The sequence below is a fragment of the Azonexus sp. genome (assembly GCF_030824335.1).
In the GTDB taxonomy this organism is placed as follows: Bacteria; Pseudomonadota; Gammaproteobacteria; order Burkholderiales; family Rhodocyclaceae; genus Azonexus.
In genome coordinates, this window is sequence record NZ_JAVBXX010000010.1 from 107,216 (window position 1) to 128,923 (window position 21,708).

Here is a 21,708-nt window from a genome sequence, read left to right on the forward strand (position 1 = left end):
GGAACCCCGAACGACAATGATGGAATTTCGCAGAAAACTACTGAAAGGCGGCACCTCACTTGCCCTGCTTGCCCCCCTGCTCGGCACAGGACTACTGGCCCCGACCCGCGTTCTTGCCGCAGACTGGAAGCGTGATGCGTTCAGCGCACGCAATGCCAGCGATGCAATGAAACTGGCCGGGATCACATCACCAATCGAATCCCGCGACATCGTAATCAATGCCCCGGAAATTGCCGAAAATGGCGCCAAGGTCGAACTGGAAATCACCAGCAACCTGGCCAATACGCGCCGTCTCCTTGTATTTGCCGACAAGAATCCGATGCCACTATGCGCCGACCTTGACTTTTCAGGCGCCGCCCTGCCCTACGCCAAAGTACAACTGAAAATGGCAGAAACCATGCGCGTTCGCGCCATTGCCAAAACGGCCGACGGCAAATCACATGTTGCCTATCGGGAAATCAAGGTCACCCTTGGCGGGTGCGGAGGCTGACATGACTGAAGCAATCAAGATACGCGCACAAATTCAGGGCGAAATTACCGACATACGCATCCTGATGCAGCATCCGATGGAAACCGGACAGCGGCGGGATGAAAATGGCAAGTCATTGCCGACCCACTTTATTCAGGTATTTACGGTGAAACACAACGGCCAGATCATCGTCGACGGTCAGTTGAACACATCGATTTCGCGGAACCCGTTGTTCGCCTTCAAATCGAAAGGCATCCGGCCTGGCGACAAGCTGGCAGTTCATTGGACCGACAACACCGGCGCCCAGCGCCAGGATGAAATCACGCTCACCTGAGTTGCTTTGTCAGCAGGCAGCAGCCTGCTCAGACGTAAAAAAGCCCGCCTCATTCAAGGCGGGCTTTTTGTCTTTCATCTATCCGGGAGTCAGGGACGCTGGATATTGGAAGCCTGCTTGCCCTTTGGGCCTTGCACTACGTCGAAGGAGACTTTGTCGCCTTCCTTCAGGGTCTTGAAACCACTCATGTTGATGGCGGAAAAATGAGCGAAGAGGTCTTCGCTGCCATCATCGGGCGTAATAAAACCAAAGCCCTTGGAATCATTGAACCACTTGACAGTACCTAATGCCATATTTAATACTTTCTTACAAAAAACTTACAAATTTCCGGGTCTCCCCGAGTCCCTGTTTGAACCCAACGCCCCGGCACGCATTGCGCCATCGATGCAATTTAAATCCAAACACAGTGTTTTTTTACGCCGGTTGGATTATTGCGTCAACAAATTTTAATGACGCACCGCAGCAAGCCGCGGGCAAGAGAATTGCTTATCCATGACTTGAGTTTGGCACTTTCTCCCGCATTTGTTGCAGATTGAAACGGACTGTATAGAATCGAACGCATGGCTACGAAGATTCAGGAAGACAGACAGCTTGAGGCGTTACGCAGTAAATTGCAGCCGCCCAGGATGTACAAGGTAATGTTGTTGAACGACGATTACACGCCGATGGAATTCGTCATCACCGTTTTGCAACGTTTTTTTTCGTTGGATACTGAACAAGCAACACGAATCATGCTCAAAGTTCACAACGAAGGTCGTGGTGTCTGCGGAATTTTTCCGCGGGATATCGCGGCAACCAAGGTTGAACAGGTGGGTGCATACGCCCTCCAGCATCAACACCCGCTTGCTTGCATCATGGAGGAAAACTGATGATTGCCCAGGAACTCGAAGTCAGCCTGCACATGGCTTTTGTCGAGGCGCGCCAGAAACGCCACGAGTTCATTACCGTCGAGCATTTGCTGCTCGCGTTAATCGACAATCCATCGGCCGCTGATGCGCTGCGCGCCTGTGGCGCGAAACCCGATGCGCTGCGCAAGGATCTGACCAATTTCATCAACGAACACACGCCCACGGTATCCGGTGAAGACGATATCGATACGCAGCCGACTCTGGGCTTCCAGCGCGTCATCCAGCGCGCCATCCTGCATGTCCAGTCTTCCGGCAAAAAAGAAGTGAATGGTGCCAACGTACTGATCGCAATTTACGGCGAAAAGGACTCGCATGCGGTGTATTTCCTGCAAAAGCAGGGCGTCACCCGACTCGATGTGGTCAATTACATTTCGCACGGCATCAGCAAGGTGCCACAGCAAAAGGCCACACCGGAAGGCGAAGCTGAAACAGAGGGTGAAAAAGCCGAAGCGGGGCCGCTTGAGCAATACACCATCAATCTGAACGCCTTGGCACTGCAGGGAAAAATTGACCCATTGATTGGCCGCGACAAAGAACTGGAGCGTGTCATCCAGACCTTGTGCCGTCGCCGGAAGAACAATCCGCTATTGGTCGGCGAAGCCGGTGTCGGCAAGACGGCAATAGCCGAAGGTCTGGCGCGCAAGGTCGTTGAAGGCGAAGTGCCGGAAATCTTGGCCAAAGCCAATGTCTATGCGCTGGATATGGGTTCCTTGCTGGCTGGCACTAAATATCGTGGCGACTTTGAACAACGCCTGAAAGGTGTACTGAAAGCCTTGCAGGACAACCCGAACGCCATTCTGTTCATCGACGAAATTCATACCTTGATCGGTGCCGGCTCGGCATCGGGCGGCACGCTGGATGCTTCCAATCTGCTCAAGCCGGCACTCTCTTCCGGCCAGTTGAAGTGCATCGGGGCGACGACTTATACCGAATTCCGCGGCATTTTCGAAAAAGACAGCGCGCTCTCCCGTCGCTTCCAGAAAATCGACGTGAATGAACCGTCGGTTGCCGAAACCGTAGAAATCCTGAAAGGTCTGAAATCCCGTTTCGAGGCACACCACGGCATCAAGTACTCAGCCACGGCAATCTCCTCGGCCGTTGAGCTGGCGGTGCGCTACATCACCGACCGTCACCTGCCGGACAAGGCCATTGACGTGATCGACGAAGCGGGTGCGGCCCAACGCATCCTGCCCAAATCGAAGCAGAAAAAGGTCATCAACAAGACCGACATTGAAGAAATTGTCGCCAAGATTGCCCGCATCCCATCGCAACACGTATCGCTCGATGACCGTGGTGCACTGAAAAATCTCGACCGCGACCTGAAAGCCGTGGTCTTTGGTCAGGACAAGGCCATCGATGCATTGGCCCGCGCCATCAAGATGGCCCGCTCCGGCCTCGGCAATCCGGGCAAGCCGATTGGCTCCTTCCTGTTCAGCGGCCCGACCGGCGTTGGCAAGACCGAGGTCGCCAAGCAACTGGCCTACTGCCTGGGCATCGAACTGCAACGTTTCGACATGTCCGAATACATGGAACGCCACGCCGTTTCACGCCTGATCGGCGCGCCGCCGGGCTACGTCGGATTTGACCAAGGCGGCCTGTTGACCGAAGCAATCACCAAGAAGCCGTATTGCGTATTGCTGCTCGATGAAATCGAGAAAGCGCATCCGGATATCTTCAACATCCTGCTGCAGGTCATGGACCATGGCACGCTGACCGACAACAACGGACGCAAGGCGGATTTCCGCAACGTGATGATCATCATGACGACCAATGCCGGCGCTGCCGATCTGCAGAAATCCAGCATGGGCTTTACATCGAGCAAGGAAGCCGGCGACGAAATGGCCGAAATCAAGCGCCTGTTCACACCGGAATTCCGCAACCGCCTTGATGCCACCATTTCCTTCCGGCCGCTCGATCACGAGATCATCCTGCGTGTGGTCGACAAGTTCCTGATCGAACTGGAAGAGCAATTGCACGAGAAGAAGGTGGAAGCTCACTTCACTGAAGCGGTCAAGGAAATGCTGGCCAAAAAAGGCTTTGATCCGCTGATGGGCGCGCGTCCGATGGCTCGCCTGATCCAGGACACGATCCGCTCGGCACTGGCGGATGAACTGCTGTTCGGCAAATTGTCCAGTGGCGGTCATGTCACGGTCGACCTCGATAAAGAGGGCAAAATCAGGCTGCTCTTTGAAGAGGAACCCAGCGAAGCAGTCGTCTGACGATTGCCTTCTCCCCCTAAAGCCGTGCAAGATTGCACGGCTTTTTCATTTTAGGAACCGAACATGAGTTTCAAGACCCCTGACCTTTGTGATCAATTCGAAGCCGAACTGGGCAAAACCGTCCGTGTTGTCGCGCCGATGTTCCAGCGCTACGGCGCCCGTACCGCCTTTTCCGGCGAAATCGTCACGCTGAAGATCTTTGAGGACAACACGCTGGTCCGCGAAATTTTCAACGAAAACGGCCAAGGCAAAGTGCTGGTCATCGATGGTGGCGGCTCCCTGCGCTGCGCACTGGTCGGCGATCAACTGGCCATCCTGGCGCACAAGAACGGCTGGGAAGGTGTGGTGGTTTATGGCTGCATCCGCGACTCGGGCGACATCAACGGCATCGACATCGGCGTCCGGGCACTCAATACGCACCCGCAAAAAACTGTCAAGAAAGGCATTGGCGATCGCCATCTGGCCTTGACCTTCGGCGGCGTCACTTTCGCACCGGGCGAATATCTCTACGCCGATGAAGACGGCGTGCTGGTCTCCAGCAAGCCGCTGGTCTGATCCCGCTTCATGATCGCAAAATCAGGCAGTGTATGGCGAACGTCACCACTCTGCCTGATTCTTCTTGTGTGGCAATTGCCAACACATGGCGAAGTCAGCGAACAGATCCACTACAAGGATTATCCAGCCGAACATCGTGCCGGACACACGCTACTGAGCGCACTGAATGAAGGCTCACCAATCCGCCAGCAAGGCAATATTTTCCATGGTTACACCAGTTGGCGTATCGAATGGCGCTTTCGCTGGTGGGAAGAAAGCGATGGTCGATGCCGGATCACGGAAAACCAGACTCGACTGCGTGCCGAGATCACGCTGCCCAAGCTCGCGACCAAAGACAGTGACGCAATGGCTGCGTTCACGCACTACCTGAGCGCTCTGCGCGCCCATGAACTGACGCATGTGAAGATTGCCCGCGACTACGCCGGGCGCATCGACCGGGGCATTCTGAACCTGCCAGAAATGAAATCCTGCCGGACGCTGGAAGATGCGGCAAATCGCCTGGGGCATCAATTGCTGCAGCAGGCAACCAGCGAAGAGAAAGAGATGGATAAGCTGACCGCTCACGGGCGTACGCAAGGCGCCTTTCTGGCGCGCTAGCAATGCCTTCCTTGCTCTCCCCGGTGTAATCCCAAAGGCGTATTGCCAAGGCTTGCCATGGGATGACACTATGACCAATCCAATCCGGATGAGTCAGCCATGTCAGCCAGCGCTTCAAATCTCGATATTGCCGCCCTGATCGGCCGCCTGCCTTTGTTCTCCAGCATGTCGCCCGACGAGGTCGCCCGGATCACGCGTGGCACACGGGAAATCCGCGTCAACAAGGGCGATATCCTGTTTCACAAGGGCGATCCCAACCAGGGCTTTCACCTGCTGTTATCCGGCCAGGTCAAGCTTGCCTTTACCTCGGCTCAGGGCAACGAGAAAGTCGTCGAAATCGTCGGGCCGGGACAAACCTTCGGCGAAGCCATCATGTTCATGGACACGCCGTACATTGTGTTCGCCCAGGCACTGAGCGACTCGCAGTTGCTGCACATCTCGAAAGCGGCGCTTTACGAGGAACTGGAGAACGACCCGCGCCTGGCGCGCAAGATGCTGGCCAGCATGGCCATGCGCCTGCATCAGTTGATGCATGACATGGAGGGCTACTCGCTGCACTCCGGCAAAGAGCGCATCACTGATTACCTGCTGCGCGAATTGCCGGAAAACACCGTCAGCGGTCCAGCCACTGTTTCGCTGACTACCACCAAAGGCATCATCGCCTCGCGCCTCAATCTCACCCAGGAACACTTCTCGCGCATCCTGCACGAACTGGTCGAGGACAAGCTGATCATCGTCAAAGGACGCGATATCGAGATTCCGGATGTCGCCCGTTTACGCCAGCAACGCGGTTAAACCCAGGGGAAAATAAGGTTTTTTTGCGGTCGACCGCAATTACAGCGAAAAACCCGGCAGTTTTTTCTCAACCCGCCGATTTTGCAGATGCACGTAATCGGGCAAACCATTGCGGTACGGCGGCGGATCCTCTCCTTCGATCAGCGGCTGCAGGTAGGCGCGGCAAGCCTCGGTAATGTGAAAGCCGCCGGGAGAAATGAACTCGGCCGGCATCCGGCGCGTCGCGCCGGCCACGCTATCCAGCGGCACACTACCAATGTCCCAGCAATAAGGCCGGTCGGACAAGCGCCGCAAGGTCAACATGATATTGTTTTCGCCGGCCAGCGCCCGGTTAACTGCCGCTACCCCCAAGGCGTGCGCCTGCATGACATCGGTTGCCGACGCCAGATGACGCGCTGCCCGCTGTAAATAATCGGCCAGCGCCAGATGGTATTTGTAACCCAGCCGGGTATGAATCAACTCGGCAATGAAACGCCCGACTCCCACACTCAAGGAACCGCTCAGCGCACGATCCAGGCTGGCATCGCCCAGGTTGCAATGATCGTCGGCACACAAACCTTCGGCCACGGCAATGGCACAGTAACCATGCTGCTCGACGCACTCAGCCACCCGGGCAAGAAACGCTTCGTGATCGAAAGGCACTTCGGGAAATAACAGAATATGCGGCGGATCGCCCTCACGTTCAGCCGCCAGGCCGCAGGCAGCGGCAATCCAGCCGGCGTGGCGCCCCATCGCTTCGAGGATGAAGACTCGTGTAGACGTTCTTGCCATTGAGGCCACGTCAAAACTCGCCTCGCGCATCGAGGTGGCCACATATTTGGCCACCGAACCGAAGCCCGGACAAGTATCGGTCAGCGCCAGATCGTTATCCACCGTCTTGGGAATGCCGATGACGGTCAACGAGTGACCCAGTGCAGCAAAAATCTGCGCCAGATGCCAGGCCGCCCCCATCGAACCATCGCCGCCATTGATGAAAAAATAGCCGATATCGTGGGCTCGAAATACTTCAACCAGACGCTCGAACTGCGCCCGGTGCGTCTCCAGCGTACCGAGACGGTAACGACTCGAACCAAAAGCGCCGCCTGGGCTATAACGCAAACGGGCAATATCGGCATCGGATTCGAGGCTGGTATCGATCAGGTCTTCGGTCAACGCGCCGATGATGCCATCGTGACCGGCATAAACCTTGCCGATGCGTTCCGGATGCAGCAAATGCAAACGGCGTGCTTCCTGAATCAGGCCGCACGCCGTGGCGTTGATCACGGCGGTAACGCCTCCCGACTGCGCGTAGAAGGCATTTTTCGCCGTCATGAAGCTTATTTCAATGCGTCAAAAACTGCTGCCGTGATGCTATCGACACTGCCGACACCGGCAATCTTGCGCACTTTCGGCGCAGCGGCATCGCCTTCAGCCGCCCACTTGCCGTAGAAATCGACCAGCGGCTTGGTTTGCGAGTGATAGACATCCAGACGCTTCTTGACCGTTTCTTCCTTGTCGTCGTCACGCTGCACCAGATCTTCGCCGGTGACATCATCCTTGCCTTCAACCTTCGGCGGGTTGAACTTGACGTGATAGGTACGACCCGACGGCAGGTGAGCCCGGCGACCGGCCATGCGCTCGACGATATCGCTATCCGGCACGTCGATTTCGAGTACGAACTCGATCGGCACGCCAGCGTCCTTCATGGCCTGTGCCTGGGGAATCGTGCGCGGAAAACCGTCGAACAGGTAACCGTTCTTGCAGTCGTCCTGGGTCAGGCGATCCTTGACCATGCCGATGATCACGGCATCCGGCACCAGGCCGCCCGCATCCATGTGCTTTTTGGCTTCGAGGCCGAGCGGGGTACCCGCCTTGACCTGAGCGCGCAACATGTCGCCGGTGGAAATCTGCGGAATACCGAACTGCTTTGAAATGAAGGTCGCTTGCGTACCCTTGCCGGCGCCGGGTGCGCCCAAAAGAATCAATTTCATGGAGTGTCCCTCTGGTTATAAATGAAAATTCTTGTTGTCGGCTTATCCAAGTATCCAGGCGCCGCTCTTTAAGTTCCGGAAGCTCTGGAAATTACCTGCTAATTCAGGCCGGGTCAAACAGTTTGCGCATCCGCTCGAAGTCTTCCGGGGTATCGACCCCGGCGGCTGGTGCGGCGTCGATCAAGGTCACGCTGATCCGGTAACCATGCCACAGCGCACGCAATTGTTCGAGCGCTTCAAAGTTTTCCGTCGGTGCTGCGGTCAACCCGGCATAAGCCTTCAAAAAGCCGGCCCGGTAGGCGTAAAGCCCGACATGCCGATAGGCGGGAAAGTTCTCCGGCAGGCTATTGCCACCGGCTTCCCGGGCAAAATGATCGCGCGCATAGGGAATCGGTGCACGGGAAAAATACGCCGCATCGCCATCCGCCCGACAAACCACCTTGACCACATTCGGATTGAAGAAATCGGCCGGATCGACAATCGGATGCGCCACCGTGGCGATATCGGCGCCGCTGACCGCCAGTTGGCGCGCCGTCTGCATGATCAGGGCTGGCTCGATCAAGGGTTCGTCGCCCTGTACATTGACCACGATGGTGTCGTTGCTCCAGCCGCGCTGCTCGACCACCTCGGCCAGCCGGTCCGTCCCGGTGGCGTGATCGGTACGTGTCATCAAGGCAGCAAATTCATGCGCCATGCAAGCAGCGTGCACGCCTTCGTGATCGGTCGCCACCCAGATTTCCTCGGCGCCGGACAAATAAGCCTGCTCAGCCACCCGGACGACCATCGGCTTGCCTCCCAAGTCAAGCAGCGGCTTGCCCGGCAAGCGGGTCGACGCGTAACGCGCCGGAATGACAACCTTGAACGCCGGGGTCATCAAGCTTCGTCGGCGCCAAGCTGGCGCGCTTCGTCTTCCAGCATCACAGGAATGTCGTCGCGAATCGGAAAAGCCAGCTTGCACGGCTTGCACACCAGTTCCTGTGCGCTTTTCTTGTGTTCGAGGGGTCCCTTGCAAATCGGGCAAACGAGAATTTCAAGCAACCTGGCGTCCACGGAGTTTCTCCACAATCAAATCAATCAGTGCCGGCGACAACTCGGCCTCAACGGGCAGCACCCAAGCTTCCCTTGTCGTCAGAGCTGCGCATTTTACTGCATCCTTCTCCGTCATCAGCAGCACACTACCGTCACTGAACGCCAAATCATCTGCCTGATAGGCATGGTGATCGGGAAACGGATGCGCCACAAAGTCCAGGCCCAGCGCCTGAAGGGTACGGAAAAATCGCGACGGATCGCCAATCCCGGCCAAGGCATGCAGGGATTTCCCCCGCAGGGCATCGGCATTGCAACGTATCGATGCATCGTCCAGCCGATAGAAAACGCCCGGCAGCAAACGCATGGCAAAACCCGGAGTTGTACCCGGTAATTGTTGAGTCGGGAAATCGTTGCCAATGACTGCGTCGACCGCGGCAAGCCGCGCCGGCGACTCGCGTAGCGGCCCCAGCGGCAGACGCCAGCCGTTACCCATGCCACGCCGGTCGAACACCGCCAGTTCGACATCGCGTGCCAGCCGGACATGTTGCAGGCCATCGTCGCACAGCAAAACATCCACCGCTGGATGCGCTGCCAGCAAAGCCGCGCCAACCGCCGCCCGGTCACGCCCCACCCACACCGGCAAAGCACTGTGCCGGACGAGCAATAAAGGCTCGTCACCGACCTCCTGCGCCAACGAGTCGGCCCGTACCGGGCGCGCTGCCAGACCTGCAGCGCCATAACCACGACTCACAATCCCCGGCTGCCAACCCCGCGCGACGAGTTGTTGGGCCAGCCATAGCGTCAGCGGCGTCTTGCCGGCACCGCCGACAGTGATATTGCCCACCACCACAACCGGCACGGGCAAATGCACCGGCTTGACCGTGCGCCGACGCCAGCCGGAAATAGCAATGAAAAGCAGGTTGACCGGAAGCAGCAGCGGCAACAAAAGCCACAACGCCGGCGTCAGCCGGCGTTGGAACCATTGTCGCTGTAACCAGCGGGAAAACATCAATTGACTGACTGGGTGGCGAAGGAGATATGCGGGTAACCAGCCGACTGGGCCGCTTGCATGACATCGACCACGCGCTGGTGCGTCGCCTTTGCATCGGCATTGATCACGATGACCGGATCAGCCCGTCCACCTGCCGCCCGCCGCAAGGCTTCGGAGATCGCGGTCCCATCGCCGCTGGCCAGCGGCGATTTATTGACCAGGATGTCGCCAGCAGCGGTCACCGCCACGTCAATCTCGTTCGGCTGATCGTTCTGCTTGCTCGAATCGGCCGTCGGCAAATTGATTTCCAGACCGGAGAACTTGGCGTAGGTCGTCGTCAGCATCAGGAAGATGATGATCACCAGCAACACGTCGATCATCGGAATCAAATTGATTTCCGGCTCTTCACGGTAGCGTCCGCGCTGAAATTTCATCGCTTACTTCCGATCGCCGTGCATGTATTCGACCAGACGCACCGCCTGCTGCTCCATGCCCACCACGTAGCCGTCGACCAAGGCCCGGAAATGGCGCCAGAAAATCATGCTCGGAATGGCGATGAAGATGCCGAAACCGGTGTTGTACAAGGCAATCGAAATACCGTGGGCCAACTGTTGCGGATTGCCGGTGCCCGGCGTCTGCGAACCAAAAATTTCGATCATCCCGATCACCGTACCGAACAAGCCCATCAACGGACTGATCGAAGCAATCGTGCCGAGCGTCGTCAGGTAACGATTCAACTCATGCGACACCGCCGATCCAGCCTCCTCGATCGACTCTTTCATGACCTCACGCGGATTATTGACATTGCGCAAACCCGCCGACAACACCCGGCCCAACGGCGAGTGACGCTCCAGATCATCGAGCAGCTTGCTGTTATCGGCACCACGCCGAAACTCGCCGACCGCCCGCTGGAGCAGTCCGGGCGGGAGAATTTTGACCCGGCGCAAAGCCACCAGACGCTCGATGATCAGTGCGACCGAAATGACTGAAGCCAACAACAAGGGCCAGATGGGCCAACCGGCCGCTTTGACGATTTCAAACACGTGACAATGTCCTTAGAGGGAATTCAGTCCGCAATTCTGCCTCCCCCCAGCCGTAGGGGCAAGTGCGACGATTTTATGCGCTCGCCGGAGCTTATCCCCAAAAGCTGTGGATAAGTCTGTGGATGAACTGTAGGCAGTTAGCGCAAACCCGCAAGAAACAAGGATTTTCCTTACCCTGCCAAAAAACGAGGCACAAAATTAAAATCCATACAAATCAATATTTTAAGTTTATCCATGGATGTCAAGCCGCTATCGCCATGAACGAACGCCAGTTAGAATTCAACGATGCAATCCTCCGTTCGCCCTGTCGATAATTCCGTCCTGAGCGTCAGCGCACTGAACCGTCTGGTGCGTGACTGCCTCGAATCCGCCTTCCCGCTCAGTTGGGTTGGGGGAGAAATTTCCAACCTGACCTATGCCACTTCAGGCCATGTCTATTTTTCGCTAAAGGATGCTGGCGCCCAGGTCCGCTGCGTCATGTGGCGCAGCCGGGCGCAAACGCTCGGCTGGCGGCTGGAAAACGGGCAGAAGATCGAAGCCCGTGCGCTGGTTTCGTTTTACGAACCGCGCGGTGAATTCCAGCTCAACATCGAAAGTATCCGGCGTGCCGGCCAGGGCGATCTGTTCGAACGTTTCATGCGGCTCAAGGCGCAACTGGAAAATGAGGGGCTTTTTGCCGTTGACCGCAAGCGGGCAATTCCACCCATGCCACGCCACCTGGCCATCGTTACCAGCCCGCAGGCCGCCGCACTGCGCGATGTGCTGAGCACGCTGCACCGCCGTGCGCCGCACGTTGCCATCACGCTGTACCCGACCCCGGTTCAGGGCGACGGCGCCGGTCTGCGTATCGCTGAAGCACTAGAGGCGGCCGGGCGGGGCGATTGCGATGCGATCATTTTGTGTCGCGGTGGCGGCAGTATCGAAGACCTCTGGGCCTTCAATGAAGAATGTGTCGCCCGCGCCATCGTCGCCAGCCGGCTGCCGGTGATCAGCGGCGTCGGGCACGAAACCGACTTCACGATTGCCGACTTCGCCGCCGACCTGCGCGCCCCGACACCAACAGCGGCCGCCGAACAAGCGGCCCCTGACCGCAACACCCTGCTCAACCGACTCAATGCCTTGCAGGACCGCCTGACCCGCCAGACCAGCCGGCGTCTGGCCGACCGACAACAAGCGCTCGACTGGTGGCGCAGCCGCCTGGTCCACCCGGCCGAACGAATTTCCCGCCAGCGTACCGGGCTCGATCAACTGGCCCGACACCTGAATCAGGCAAGCACCTGGCAACGATCGCGCTGGCAGATGAAACTAAATACACTTGCCGGCAGTCTGAAACATCTCGACCCGCTTGCCGTATTATCACGCGGCTACGCACTGGTCATCGGGCCGGATGGTCGGGCGTTGCGCAGCAATCTTGCGGTCAACACCGGTGACCGGCTCAAAATCACGCTGACCCAAGGCAGCCTGGACGCCTCGGTGCTGCCTGTTGTCGCACCGCCGGATGCTGAATAGAATTTTTTGCCTGACTTTGCCCAATCCAGCTTTACCCCGCTTTAACCCTTAATAAACAACGGAGAAAACAATGGAACATCAACTACCTGCCCTGCCTTTCGCCAAAGATGCCCTAGCCCCGCATATGTCGGCCGAAACCTTTGATTACCACTACAGCAAGCACCACAATGCCTACGTGGTTAACCTGAACAACCTGATCAAGGGCACCGAGTTCGAAAACCTCGACCTCGAAGCCATCGTCAAGAAGGCCCCGGCTGGCGGCGTGTACAACAACGCCGCCCAGGTCTGGAACCACACTTTCTTCTGGAACTGTCTGACCCCGAATGGTGGTGGCGCCCCGAGCGGTGCTCTGGCTGATGCCATCAACGCCAAGTGGGGTTCGCTGGAAGCCTTCAAGAGCGCCTTCCAGACCTCCGCCGTAGGCAACTTCGGTTCCGGCTGGACCTGGCTGGTCAAGAAGGCCGACGGTTCGCTCGACATCGTCAACATGGGCGCCGCCGGCACCCCGCTGACCACCGGCGACAAGGCCCTGCTCTGCGTCGACGTTTGGGAACACGCCTACTACATCGACTACCGCAACCTGCGTCCGAAGTTCGTCGAAACCTTCCTGAACAGCTTGGTCAACTGGTCGTTCGCCGAAGCCAACTTCGCCGCTTGAGTCGTAAAAATCGTGCCGTAAAAACGGGAGCCAAGGCTCCCGTTTTTTATGGAAAACTCGCGCAGACGCAGTCGCCCTAGCACAAAACTTCTCATCGGTTTTTTCAACATATCGCTTCCGAGTATCCGATTAATCCAATTTTTATTTTCGGCTTACCATCGATGCATCACGCAACACGGAAAGCATTTCCATGGACATCTCCACCGACACTTTTGCCACTGGCCCCATGTGGGCGGGCTTCATTGCCTTTGTGGTCGCCATGCTGGCACTCGACCTGTTCGTTTTCGGCGGCCGCAAATCGCACCGGGTTTCCGTCAAGGAAGCATTGATCTGGGTGATCGCCTGGGCCTGTCTGGCGCTGGCCTTTGCCGGCCTGTTGTGGTGGTATCTGAACGATACGCAAGGCGCCGAGATTGCGCAGCGCAAGACGCTCGAATTCCTCGCCGGCTACCTGATCGAGCAATCGCTCTCCGTCGACAACATGTTCGTCTTCGTGATGATCTTCGGCTACTTCGCCGTACCGCCCGAATTGCAACGCCGCGTGCTGCTCTACGGTGTTCTCGGCGCCATCGTCATGCGCGCCGGCATGATCCTCGGCGGCGTCTGGCTGGTTTCCCAGTTTTCCTGGCTGCTCTACGTTTTCGGCGCCTTTCTCGTCGTCACCGGCATCAAGATGATCGTTTTTGCCGAAGCCGAGCCCGATCTTGAACAAAACCCGCTGTTGCGCTGGCTACGCAGCCATTTGCGCATCACGCAGAACTTCCAGGGCGAAGCCTTTTTCGTCCGCCAGAACGGCATTCTTTGGGCCACCCCGATGTTCCTGGTGCTGATCCTGATCGAAGCCAGCGACGTGGTTTTTGCGGTCGACAGCATTCCGGCCATTTTTGCCGTCACCACTGACCCATTCATCGTCTTTACCTCCAACATCTTCGCCATCATGGGCTTGCGGGCACTCTATTTCCTGCTCGCCGACATGGCGGATCGCTTTCATCTGCTCAAATACGGCCTGGCCATCGTGCTCGTCTTCATTGGTGGAAAAATGCTGGCCGCGCCGTGGTTCCACATGCCGATCCAGTGGTCACTCGCCATTGTCGGCGCCATCATCCTGGGATCGGTCGCCCTGAGTCTGATCATGTCGCGCAAAGAAAGCGCTTGAGGGAGAAAATCATGAATGCAACGCAAATTTCAACGATGCCCCCAGCCAGCGCCAGCTATCGCGATGCCGACGGACGACTGACCGGATTGCGCATCGAATCGAATCCGCCACCGGCCGCTCCGGCCAAAAACAGCTGGTTACTGGCCATCGATGGATCGAAACATGCCCAGCAAGCGATTGATGAAGCGCTGCGCCTGGCCGATGACATGAAGACGTTCAGCATCGAACTGGTCCACGTCGAACACTGGCTGAGCAAGGAAGCCGCCGAGACAGAACTGGCCGAGCGCGGCTGGGCCATCACCGACGAAGCAAGGCGGACGCTCGATGCCGCGGGCCATCCCTGGTGCCTGCACCTCGTCATGGGTGAATGCGCCGAATCCATTGTCAGGATTGCCGAAGAACGCGCTTGCCGGGGCATCATCATGGGCAGCCGCGGCCTCGGTGCTACAGAAAACCTGCTGCTCGGCTCGGTGGCGCATAAAGTCATTCACCTGAGCCCGATCCCGGTGTTGATCGCCGGGTAATCCCGCAGACAAGCCGGGAATGACTTGCAGCGACAAGATTCCCACGATAAAAACCCCGTCTCCTCACACGCCTGCCTGACTCGCTCAGCCCATTGCGGCCAAAGGATGAATCTGTAAGCCAACTGAAAGTATTGTCAGTTGGCTGTAAGTTTCCCTGACCACACTGGACAACGTGGCGGTGCTGTATTGCGCAGCCCGTCCCTTTAATTTTCACAGGAGGAGATAACAATGGAAGATCAAGGCAAAGCCTATTGGTCAGCCACGCTCGGCCTGCTAGGGAAGATCCTGGCAGTCTGGTTCGTGTTCTCGTTCGGCACAGGCATCCTGTTTGTCGAAGCGATGAATGGCATTTCACTCGGGGGCTACCCGCTGGGCTTCTGGTTTGCCCATCAGGGCGCGATCTACATCTTCATTGCTTTGATTTTTTACTACGGTAAAGCAATGGGCGATCTCGACCGCAAGTTCGACGTTCACGAAGACTAAGGAGCCAGCATGGATCTGCAAACTATTACTTACCTGATGGTCGGCGCATCTTTTGCGCTGTACATCGGGATCGCGATCTGGGCACGTGCTGGTAGCACGTCCGAGTTCTACGCTGCCGGCGGCAACATTCACCCAGTCACCAACGGCATGGCAACCGCCGCCGACTGGATGTCCGCAGCTTCTTTCATCTCCATGGCCGGCTTGATCGCCAACATGGGGTACGGTGGTGGCCTGTTCCTGATGGGCTGGACAGGTGGCTATGTGCTGCTGGCGATGCTGCTGGCACCGTACCTGCGCAAGTTCGGCAAGTTCACCGTACCGCAATTCATCGGTGACCGCTTCTACTCGCAAGGCGCTTCCACTGTCGCGGTCATCTGCCTGCTGACTGCCTCCATCACGTACATCATCGGTCAGATGACCGGCGTTGGCGTGGCCTTCTCTCGCTTCCTGGGCGTTTCCAGCGACACCGGTATCTACATGGGTATGGGTATCGTGTTCGCCTACGCTGTGTTCGGCGGCATGAAGGGCATCACCTACACCCAGGTTGCACAGTACATCGTGCTGATCCTAGCTTACACGGTGCCGGCCATCTTCATCTCCCTGCAACTGACCGGCAACGCCATCCCGCAACTGGGTCTGGGTTCCGACATCAGCGGCACCGACATGGCGCTGCTGACCAAGCTGGACCAGGTCGTTACCGACCTCGGTTTCGGTCAATACACGACGACCACGGCCGGCTCCAAGCTGAACATGTTCGTCTACACGATGTCGCTGATGATCGGTACCGCCGGTCTGCCGCACGTCATCATGCGCTTCTTCACGGTGGCCAAGGTGTCTGACGCCCGCTCCTCCGCTGGTTGGGCACTGGTCTTCATCGCATTGCTGTACACGACCGCTCCGGCTGTCGGCGCCATGGCCAAGCTGAACCTGCATGGTACGGTCAACTCCGCTGTCGGCCTGGAAACGGCTGCCGACGGCTCCATGAAGGTCAATCCGGAAACCGTCAAGGCCCGTGCAGACGTCTATGCGACCGAAGCCAGCCTGGTTTACGAAAAACGTCCGGACTGGATGAAGCGCTGGGAAAAGACCGGCCTTTTGAAGTTTGAAGACAAGAATGGCGACGGTCGTATCCAGTACTACAACGACAAGACCAAGAACGCCGATGCCAAGGCCAAGGCCGATGCTGCTGGCTGGAAGGGTAACGAGCTGACGGTCAACGCCGACATCATCGTGCTGGCCAATCCGGAAATCGCGCTGCTGCCGAACTGGGTTATCGCCCTGGTCGCTGCTGGTGGTCTGGCTGCCGCTCTGTCGACCGCTGCCGGTCTGCTGATGGCCATCTCCTCCGCCGTGTCACATGACTTGGTGAAGGGTGTGTTCAATCCGGGCATCAGCGAAAAGAACGAGCTGCTGGCTGGCAAGATCTCCATGGCTGTCGCCATCGTGATTGCCGGCTACCTCGGTCTGAACCCCCCGGGCTTCGCTGCCGGCACGGTTGCGCTGGCCTTCGGTATTGCCGCCTCCTCCCTGTTCCCCGCCATCATGATGGGTATCTTCTCCAAGAAGATGAACAAGGAAGGCGCCATGGCCGGCATGCTGGCTGGTCTGTTCATCACCCTGTTCTACGTGTTCGCACACAAGGGCATCTTCTTCATCAAGGGTACCGACTTCGTCAATCTGATCGGCGGCCCGAATGCCTTCTTCGGCATCACGCCGGAAGCCTTCGGTGCCATCGGCGCGCTGGTCAACTTCATCGTTGCCTTCGCAGTCGACAAGGTCACCAAGGAACCGCCTGAGCACATCCAGCACATGGTTGAAGCAGTACGTATCCCGCGCGGCGCCAAGGCTGTTGATGGCGCACACTAAGTAAGCGCTCTTGAGGTAAGCTTCCCCGTCCGGACATCGGGCGGGGATTCGAAAACCCCGTTGGCGATGTCGACGGGGTTTTTTTATTTAGCGAAGGGCATCTTGCCCTGCTGCAGAAGCACCGAGGTCTAGTATGGTTTTCAATGTCCATGTCGCGCTCACCTGGATTCTGTTCCTGGCGCTGTTTCCCATGGCGTTTTTCTGGCTGCGCCGTGCCTGGCGTATTGCGATCAACAAGGATTTTTCCGAAGTCGCCATCAAGTACGGCGAGTCGCCCCCCAACCCGGAAAAATACGCGCCTTACGAGGCGGTCATCAATCTCGTCGCCGGCAGCATTGCGCTAGCCGTCATTGCCGGCGTTCTGGCCGGCGAACTCGATTACGACACCTGGATGGCCATTGCCGGCAGTACCATCTGGTGCAAGTTCTTCCTCAGCTTTGCCCTGAGCCGCCAGGCACACCCGATGAATCTACCCAGTTTCCTGCAGCGCAAGTCCCAGGACCCCAAAGCTCCGCCGGAAGCTGAAGTCAAATAAGTTATTGCTGGCTGTCGAACGCTTCGAGCATCTCGATTGTCGGCAAAAATACCTCGGTCACCAGAACACTGCTCTGACCGAGGTGATGGCGGGAACGCCTCGCCCAAATCACGGGTTCGACCTCGGTTCGAGGCTTCTTCGCAATGACAGCGCAGGCAAGCAGACGCCGATACAAAGGGTGCCGTTGAGGCAAACGCAAGAACTCAATCTTCGCCCGGCGAAAGCCGGCGTGGGTAAACAACAGCGATCCCAGAGACTGACTCCCCAGACGGGAAAACCAACGCCCCAGCCGACCGCTTCTTGCGGTCGACAGCACGCTGTGGGCAAAAATCACCGGCACACCATCGCATTCAAGCAGCACTTCGCGCACCGGCAAACGCCGCCGCCCCGGCCCGTCATCCAGCGGCGTTAGCCTGCCCTGGCGCAACACCCGCACGCGGAAATCACGACAATGTTGCTGGCAGCGCAAGGTTAACGAACCGGTCTCGCACAGCCAACTACGCAATCGATCTTCGGGACGGCGCCCGACCAGTTGCGACCGCCAACCGGCGACGTCAGCGCGAGTAGTTGCGCGAAGGTTCATCAGCGCGCTTGCGGGGCGCGTTCCAGACCACGCAGTTTGGTCCCGGCGCCAATGCCCCGCTGGGCAAACCAGCCGCGATTCATTTCCAGCGCATAACGCGCCGGCTGCCGGGCGCAGTGATTCTCTTCACTGTGCGGCTGCATATCTGCGATATTGATGATCCGCCCCTCTTTATCCATGAAAGCAACGGAAAGCGGGATCAGCGTATTGCGCATCCACATACAGTGGGTGTTGGCCTGCGGGAAGACGAAAAGCATGCCGCGCTGGACCGGCATGCTTGGCCGGTTCATCAGGCCAACCTGCCGATGACTATCCTGCGCGGCCACTTCGGCTTCAATCCGATGGAATCCTGCGGTCAACTCGATTGTCGGCATCGATTCCTGCGCCACGACGGCGCTTGCCAGGCATACCCCGAACATGCCGCCCAGAATTGTCCCCGCCAACTGCCTAAGCCCGTAAATCATCAAAACTCCCTTCGATCTGTCGCCATTCACCCAAACCCAGGCCGGCGACCGAAATGCCGCCAACGGCCGCCCGGATCAGGCGCAATACAGGATAACCGATGGCCGCCGCCATCCGCCGCACTTGCCGGTTCTTGCCTTCGGCAATACGGATTTCCAGCCACGACGTTGGAATGGACTGGCGATAACGAATCGGCGGATCACGCTCCCACAAACCGGCCGGCTGATCGATCAATTTGACCTTGGCCGGCAGTGCCGTGAAGTCGGAGAGTCGGATTCCCCGACGCAAGGGTTCCAGGTCGGCATCCGCCGGCTGACCTTCGACCTGCGCCCAGTAGGTTTTTTCCAGTTTGTGCTTGGGATCGGCGATTTTCGCCTGCAGCTTGCCGTCATCGGTCAGCAGCAGCAAGCCCTCGCTATCGGCATCAAGCCGTCCGGCCACATAAACGCCTTTCACCGGAATGAACTCGTCGAGCGCCCGCCAACGCCCTTCCGGCGTAAATTGGCTGAGCACGCCGTAAGGCTTGTTGAAAATGACGATTTTCGACACGTTGACCGCAAAATTCCCGAAAAGCCCGATTTTACGGCACACCCGGTCAACCCGGCGAGTGGATCGCACGTTACAAAGACACGCGTTACAAGCACACGCGTCACCTCCACACTCACAGCCCCTCGGCTATACTCCCCCGATGCCCTCGTCGAACCAAACTATTGCCGGCCCTGCTTCGCACGGCCCTGTTGCTCCCTATCCTGTATCTCATGTCCCGGCGCTGCCTGAGCATTGGTCAGCCCGCGTAAGCACCTCGCTACAGGCAGATGAAAATCTCCAGGCCTGGCTGCAACCCGATCTCGACAGCCGCCTGCATTTTGCCGAAGGCCTGCTCGCCCTGACCAACCGGCGTCTGTTGGCCTGGTTACCCGGCAGCAACGAATATCAGGAATGGCCGCTGTCCGGCGAGTTGCGCCTCGACCACCACGACCACGCCGGCGTCGGCACGCTGGAATTGCTCGATGCGTCCGGCCGTCTGGCCTGCTGGCGCTACACGCTGGCCAACAACCTCGATGCCCTGCGCCTGATCGGCGAATTCGACCTGCAACGCGACAGCATCGTCAGCGGCCACGCCGCACAACGCCCGGATGAGGAACTCTGCCCCAAGTGCAAGGCACCGCTGGAGCCGGGGGCCGAAGAATGTCCGATCTGCAATCGTGAATCCGCCGTTGCCCCATCGACCTGGACATTGTTCCGCCTGTGGCGTTTTGCCCGCCCCTACCGCTGGCAACTGTTTCTGGGTTTTGTCCTGACGCTGGCGTCGACCGCAGCAACGCTGGTCCCCCCCTACCTGACCATGCCGCTGATGGACGAGGTGCTGATCCCCTTCCAGAACGGCAAGCCGATCGACTGGGAACTGGTCTCGATGTATCTCGGCGGCCTGCTCGGCGCCGCTGTCGTGGCCTGGGGTCTGGGCTGGATACGTACGTATATTCTGTCGCTGGTTTCAGAACGCATGGGGCGCGACCTGCGCACGCAGACCTACGACCACCTGCTCGGCCTGTCGCTCGAATATTTCGGCGGCAAGCGCACCGGCGACCTGATGGCACGCATCGGTAACGAAACCGACCGCATCAATATCTTCCTGTCGCTCGACCTGCTCAATTTCGCCACCGACGTATTGATGATCACGATGACTGCCGTCATCCTGTTCTCGATCAACCCGTGGCTGGCGCTGGTCACCTTGCTGCCCTTGCCGATCATTGCCTGGCTGATCCATTTCGTCCGGGAAAAACTGCGCACCGGCTTCGAAAAAATCGACCGCGTCTGGGCCGAAGTCACCAACGTGCTGGCCGACACCATCCCCGGCATCCGCGTAGTGAAAGCCTTTGCCCAGGAGAAGCGCGAAGGCGACCGCTTCCGCACGGCCAACGAACACAACCTGGTGATGAACGACAAGCTGAACCGCACCTGGTCGCTGTTCACGCCGACGGTGACCTTGCTCACCGAAATCGGCCTGCTTGTCGTCTGGGTCTTCGGTATCTGGCAGATTTCCAAGGGCGCCAGCACGGTCGGCGTACTGACCGCTTTCCTCGCCTACATCGGCCGTTTCTACACCCGCCTCGATTCGATGAGCCGCATTGTGTCGGCCACCCAGCGTGCGGCGTCTTCCACCAAGCGCATCTTCGACATCCTCGACCACGTTTCCAGCGTGCCTGAACCGACGAAACCCATCCATCTGCAAAACGTCACCGGCCGCCTGGAACTGAAAAAAGCCAGCTTCCGCTACGGCACACGTACCGTCACCAAAGATGTTGATCTGGTCATCCAGCCCGGCGAAATGATCGGCTTGGTTGGCCACAGCGGCTCGGGCAAATCGACGCTGGTCAACCTGATCTGCCGCTTCTACGACGTCACCGAAGGCCAGGTGCTGATCGACGGCGTCGACGTGCGCTCGGTGCCGGTTGCCGAATTCCGCAGCCATATCGGCCTGGTGCTGCAGGAACCCTTCCTGTTCTTCGGCACCATTGCCGACAATATCGCCTACGGCAAGCCGGAAGCCACGCGGGCCGAGATCATTGCCGCCGCCCGTGCCGCGCATGCCCACGAATTCATCCTGCGCCTGCCGCATGGTTACGATTCACTGGTCGGCGAACGCGGCCAAGGCTTGTCCGGCGGCGAACGCCAGCGCATCTCGATTGCCCGCGCCCTGTTGATCGACCCGCGCATCCTGATCCTCGACGAGGCAACTTCTGCGGTCGACACCGAAACCGAGAAGGAAATCCAGAAAGCGCTCGACAACCTGGTCAAGGGCCGCACCACCATCGCTATCGCCCACCGCCTGAGCACCCTGCGCAAGGCCGACCGACTGGTCGTCATGGATCGCGGGCGCATTGTCGAAGTGGGTAATCACGATGAACTGATGGCCACCGAAGGGCATTATTTCAAGCTGTACACGGCACAACTGCGCAATGTTGATACCGAGGCACTCGAACCGGCCGGTCCGAATCAACCGAAAACCGTTAGCGCCTGA

At 58.3% G+C, this 21,708-nt stretch carries 26 protein-coding genes; 15 read left to right on the forward strand and 11 right to left on the reverse strand.

Features of this window, described 5'->3' with window-relative positions:
* Positions 1-16: 16 nt before the first annotated feature.
* On the forward strand, positions 17-490 hold the full coding sequence (gene soxY, locus RCI20_RS06940) for a thiosulfate oxidation carrier protein SoxY (protein ID WP_306603844.1): 474 nt from the start codon (positions 17-19) through the stop codon (positions 488-490).
* 1 nt (position 491) lies between these two features.
* Complete coding sequence (gene soxZ / locus RCI20_RS06945) at positions 492-803, forward strand: thiosulfate oxidation carrier complex protein SoxZ (RefSeq protein WP_306603845.1); 312 nt, start codon at positions 492-494, stop codon at positions 801-803.
* Between the two features lie 89 nt (positions 804-892).
* Here the strand turns inward: soxZ and RCI20_RS06950 are convergent, their stop codons facing one another.
* Entirely contained in the window at positions 893-1,096 is a 204-nt protein-coding gene (locus RCI20_RS06950; protein WP_306603846.1) for a cold-shock protein, read from the reverse strand.
* A 267-nt stretch (positions 1,097-1,363) separates the two neighbouring features.
* Here RCI20_RS06950 and clpS point away from each other — a divergent pair, with 267 nt between their 5' ends.
* From clpS to RCI20_RS06975, 5 genes are all read left to right on the forward strand, one after another.
* Entirely contained in the window at positions 1,364-1,672 is a 309-nt protein-coding gene (clpS, locus tag RCI20_RS06955) for an ATP-dependent Clp protease adapter ClpS (RefSeq protein WP_306603847.1), read from the forward strand.
* Positions 1,672-3,930 (forward strand): ATP-dependent Clp protease ATP-binding subunit ClpA, encoded by a 2,259-nt coding sequence (gene clpA / locus RCI20_RS06960; protein ID WP_306603848.1) that lies wholly within the window; start codon positions 1,672-1,674, stop codon positions 3,928-3,930. The genes clpS and clpA overlap by 1 nt, the downstream gene beginning before the upstream one ends.
* Positions 3,931-3,993: 63 nt before the next feature.
* The gene (gene rraA / locus RCI20_RS06965; protein WP_306603849.1) at positions 3,994-4,485 is read left to right on the forward strand and encodes a ribonuclease E activity regulator RraA; all 492 of its coding nucleotides are present in this window, start codon (positions 3,994-3,996) and stop codon (positions 4,483-4,485) included.
* Positions 4,486-4,551: 66 nt separating this feature from the next.
* Positions 4,552-5,082: a DUF922 domain-containing protein gene (locus RCI20_RS06970; RefSeq protein WP_306603850.1), complete on the forward strand. Its 531-nt coding sequence runs from the start codon at positions 4,552-4,554 to the stop codon at positions 5,080-5,082.
* Positions 5,083-5,181: 99 nt separating this feature from the next.
* Entirely contained in the window at positions 5,182-5,877 is a 696-nt protein-coding gene (locus RCI20_RS06975; protein WP_306603851.1) for a Crp/Fnr family transcriptional regulator, read from the forward strand.
* A 39-nt stretch (positions 5,878-5,916) separates the two neighbouring features.
* Here RCI20_RS06975 and RCI20_RS06980 read toward each other — a convergent pair whose 3' ends face one another.
* From RCI20_RS06980 to RCI20_RS07010, 7 genes are all read right to left on the reverse strand, one after another.
* Positions 5,917-7,188, reverse strand: coding sequence for a 6-phosphofructokinase (locus tag RCI20_RS06980; protein WP_306603852.1), 1,272 nt, complete (start codon positions 7,186-7,188; stop codon positions 5,917-5,919).
* Between the two features lie 5 nt (positions 7,189-7,193).
* Positions 7,194-7,847, reverse strand: a complete 654-nt coding sequence (gene adk / locus RCI20_RS06985) for an adenylate kinase (RefSeq protein WP_306603853.1) — start codon at positions 7,845-7,847, stop codon at positions 7,194-7,196.
* Between the two features lie 103 nt (positions 7,848-7,950).
* Positions 7,951-8,721, reverse strand: a complete 771-nt coding sequence (gene kdsB, locus RCI20_RS06990; RefSeq protein ID WP_306603854.1) for a 3-deoxy-manno-octulosonate cytidylyltransferase — start codon at positions 8,719-8,721, stop codon at positions 7,951-7,953.
* The gene (locus RCI20_RS06995) at positions 8,721-8,897 is read right to left on the reverse strand and encodes a Trm112 family protein (RefSeq protein WP_306603855.1); all 177 of its coding nucleotides are present in this window, start codon (positions 8,895-8,897) and stop codon (positions 8,721-8,723) included. Before RCI20_RS06995 ends, kdsB begins: the two co-directional genes overlap by 1 nt.
* Positions 8,878-9,885 carry a tetraacyldisaccharide 4'-kinase gene (lpxK, locus tag RCI20_RS07000; protein ID WP_306603856.1) on the reverse strand — a complete coding sequence of 336 codons (1,008 nt, stop codon included), beginning with the start codon at positions 9,883-9,885 and terminating at the stop codon, positions 8,878-8,880. Before lpxK ends, RCI20_RS06995 begins: the two co-directional genes overlap by 20 nt.
* A complete protein-coding gene (locus tag RCI20_RS07005; RefSeq protein ID WP_306603857.1) occupies positions 9,885-10,301 on the reverse strand; it encodes a biopolymer transporter ExbD in 417 nt (138 codons plus the stop codon). Before RCI20_RS07005 ends, lpxK begins: the two co-directional genes overlap by 1 nt.
* Positions 10,302-10,304: 3 nt before the next feature.
* A complete protein-coding gene (locus RCI20_RS07010) occupies positions 10,305-10,910 on the reverse strand; it encodes a MotA/TolQ/ExbB proton channel family protein (RefSeq protein ID WP_306603858.1) in 606 nt (201 codons plus the stop codon).
* 285 nt (positions 10,911-11,195) lie between these two features.
* Here RCI20_RS07010 and xseA point away from each other — a divergent pair, with 285 nt between their 5' ends.
* From xseA to RCI20_RS07045, 7 genes are all read left to right on the forward strand, one after another.
* Positions 11,196-12,419: an exodeoxyribonuclease VII large subunit gene (gene xseA / locus RCI20_RS07015; protein ID WP_306603859.1), complete on the forward strand. Its 1,224-nt coding sequence runs from the start codon at positions 11,196-11,198 to the stop codon at positions 12,417-12,419.
* A 70-nt stretch (positions 12,420-12,489) separates the two neighbouring features.
* Complete coding sequence (locus RCI20_RS07020) at positions 12,490-13,077, forward strand: superoxide dismutase (RefSeq protein WP_306603860.1); 588 nt, start codon at positions 12,490-12,492, stop codon at positions 13,075-13,077.
* 190 nt (positions 13,078-13,267) lie between these two features.
* Positions 13,268-14,233 (forward strand): TerC family protein, encoded by a 966-nt coding sequence (locus RCI20_RS07025; protein ID WP_306603861.1) that lies wholly within the window; start codon positions 13,268-13,270, stop codon positions 14,231-14,233.
* Between the two features lie 11 nt (positions 14,234-14,244).
* Positions 14,245-14,757 (forward strand): universal stress protein, encoded by a 513-nt coding sequence (locus RCI20_RS07030; protein ID WP_306603862.1) that lies wholly within the window; start codon positions 14,245-14,247, stop codon positions 14,755-14,757.
* Positions 14,758-14,985: 228 nt separating this feature from the next.
* Positions 14,986-15,240: a DUF4212 domain-containing protein gene (locus RCI20_RS07035; RefSeq protein ID WP_306603863.1), complete on the forward strand. Its 255-nt coding sequence runs from the start codon at positions 14,986-14,988 to the stop codon at positions 15,238-15,240.
* A gap of 9 nt (positions 15,241-15,249) precedes the next feature.
* Positions 15,250-17,106, forward strand: coding sequence for a sodium:solute symporter family protein (locus tag RCI20_RS07040; protein ID WP_306603864.1), 1,857 nt, complete (start codon positions 15,250-15,252; stop codon positions 17,104-17,106).
* Between the two features lie 133 nt (positions 17,107-17,239).
* Positions 17,240-17,641 (forward strand): hypothetical protein, encoded by a 402-nt coding sequence (locus RCI20_RS07045; RefSeq protein WP_306603865.1) that lies wholly within the window; start codon positions 17,240-17,242, stop codon positions 17,639-17,641.
* 1 nt (position 17,642) lies between these two features.
* Here the strand turns inward: RCI20_RS07045 and RCI20_RS07050 are convergent, their stop codons facing one another.
* Genes RCI20_RS07050 through RCI20_RS07060 form a run of 3 tightly spaced genes read right to left on the reverse strand, consistent with a single transcriptional unit; the run spans position 17,643 to position 19,235 of the window.
* Positions 17,643-18,224, reverse strand: coding sequence for a chorismate lyase (locus tag RCI20_RS07050; RefSeq protein ID WP_306603866.1), 582 nt, complete (start codon positions 18,222-18,224; stop codon positions 17,643-17,645).
* Positions 18,224-18,688 carry a DUF192 domain-containing protein gene (locus tag RCI20_RS07055; RefSeq protein WP_373691489.1) on the reverse strand — a complete coding sequence of 155 codons (465 nt, stop codon included), beginning with the start codon at positions 18,686-18,688 and terminating at the stop codon, positions 18,224-18,226. The genes RCI20_RS07050 and RCI20_RS07055 overlap by 1 nt, the downstream gene beginning before the upstream one ends.
* A complete protein-coding gene (locus RCI20_RS07060) occupies positions 18,672-19,235 on the reverse strand; it encodes a pseudouridine synthase (RefSeq protein WP_306603867.1) in 564 nt (187 codons plus the stop codon). The genes RCI20_RS07055 and RCI20_RS07060 overlap by 17 nt, the downstream gene beginning before the upstream one ends.
* A 139-nt stretch (positions 19,236-19,374) precedes the next feature.
* On the opposite strand from RCI20_RS07060, the gene RCI20_RS07065 reads away from it, so the two are divergent.
* Positions 19,375-21,708, forward strand: coding sequence for an ABC transporter ATP-binding protein (locus RCI20_RS07065; protein WP_306603868.1), 2,334 nt, complete (start codon positions 19,375-19,377; stop codon positions 21,706-21,708).